The organism is Actinoalloteichus spitiensis RMV-1378 (assembly GCF_000239155.1).
Taxonomy (GTDB): domain Bacteria; phylum Actinomycetota; class Actinomycetes; order Mycobacteriales; family Pseudonocardiaceae; genus Actinoalloteichus_B; species Actinoalloteichus_B spitiensis.
This window is the reverse complement of record NZ_AGVX02000733.1, coordinates 1-1666: the sequence shown is the minus strand read 5'-3', so window position 1 is coordinate 1666 and position 1666 is coordinate 1. Positions and strand designations below refer to the sequence as shown.

Annotated in this window: 1 protein-coding gene; it reads right to left on the bottom strand. The window is 75.7% G+C overall.

The genetic code is table 11. The annotated features are described in order from the left end of the window. Positions 1-289: 289 nt before the first annotated feature. Positions 290-1666: acetyl-CoA carboxylase biotin carboxylase subunit (locus ACTIDRAF_RS31130; protein WP_016701335.1), on the bottom strand; the 1377-nt coding region annotated here is incomplete at its 5' end.

The window sequence follows — 1666 nt, the reverse complement described above, 5'->3', positions numbered from 1 at the left end:
GGGGGCACCACGCGGGCGGTGTCTCCGCCCCCCCGGCGGGTGCCCGGGGCGCCGGCCGGTGAGGTGCCCGGCCGCCGCCGTCCAACGACCAGGGGGCACCGGCCCCGGTTCCCGGGCGGGCGGGCGCTGCGAGGGCCGCGAGCACCGGTGGCCGGGTGGCCCATCCGCGCGCGGCGCGCAAGGACCACCCGGAACGCGCGGCCCTGCCGTCCCCCTGCGCACCAGGGGAGGACCGGACGGCGGCCGGGTGGTGCCCGCCCCCGCAGCGGAGCGCGGAGGCGGGCGAGGCTCACCCCGGCTCCACCACCGGCAGCCGGTCGACACCGCCGGCGAGCAGCGCGGTGGTGTGCGTCCCCGCGCGGAACGCCGGTTCGGCGATCACCCGCCGCAGCACCCCGACCGTGGTGCGCAGGCCCGGCCCGTCCACCCGGAACTCACGCAACGCGCGGTCCATTCTGGACAACGCCTGGGCCCGGTCCGGTCCCCAGACGACGACCTTCGCCAGCAGCGAGTCGTACTCGGTGGGCACCCGCCACCCCGGGTAGGCCGCGGTGTCCACGCGCACGAAGGGACCGCCGGGCGGCACGAACTCGCTGACCAGTCCCGGTCGGGGCGCGAAGTCGAGGTCGGGGTCCTCGGCGTTGACCCGGCACTCCACCGCCACCCCGCGCGGCACGATCTCCCGCTGCGACAGGCTCACCGGGTGGCCGGCGGCGACCATGAGCTGTTCCCGGACGAGGTCGACACCGGTCACCATCTCGGTGACCGGGTGCTCCACCTGGATGCGGCAGTTCATCTCGATGAACGCGACCTCCTCGCCCTGCACGAGGAACTCGAAGGTGCCCGCACCCGTGTAGCCGACCGCCCGCGCCCCCCGCACCGCGTACTCGCACAACCGGGCCCGCACGTCGGCGGACAGCCCGGGAGCCGGGCTCTCCTCCACCAACTTCTGGTGCCGGCGCTGCACCGAGCAGTCCCGCTCCCCCAGGTGCAGCACGGTGCCGTGGGTGTCGGCGAGGACCTGCACCTCGACGTGCCGGGCCCGGTCCCAGTACCGCTCCACGTAGACGCTGTCGTCACCGAAGGTGCCGCGCGCGGCCGCCCGGGTGGCCCGGTAGGTGGGCACCAGGTCCTCGGCGTCGCGGACCACCGCCATGCCCCGCCCCCCGCCGCCGGCGGAGGCCTTGATGATCAGGGGAAAACCGATCTCGCTGGCGACCTCCACGATCTCGTCGGTGCCCCGCACCGCTTCGGTGGTGCCCGGCAACACGGGCAGGCCGGCGGCGGTCATCCGTCTTCTGGCCAGGGCCTTGTCGCCCAGCTCGGCCATCACCTCCGGCCGGGGGCCGACGAAGACGAGACCGTTGGCGGCGCAGATCTCGGCGAAGTCCGGGTCCTCGGACAGGAACCCGTACCCGGGGTGCACGGCCTGCGCGCCGGTGCTCAAGGCCGCCTCGACGAGCGCCGGCGCGTACAGGTAGCTGCGTCGGGAGGGACCCGGCCCGATCCGCACCGACGCGTCCGCCGCCCGCACGGCCGCCGACTCGTCGTCGGCCGCCGAGTGGGCCACGACGGTGCGGATGCCCAGTTCACGGCAGCTGCGGATGACGCGGAGCGCGATCTCGCCCCGGTTGGCGACCAGGACGGTGTCGAACGGCGGGCGGCC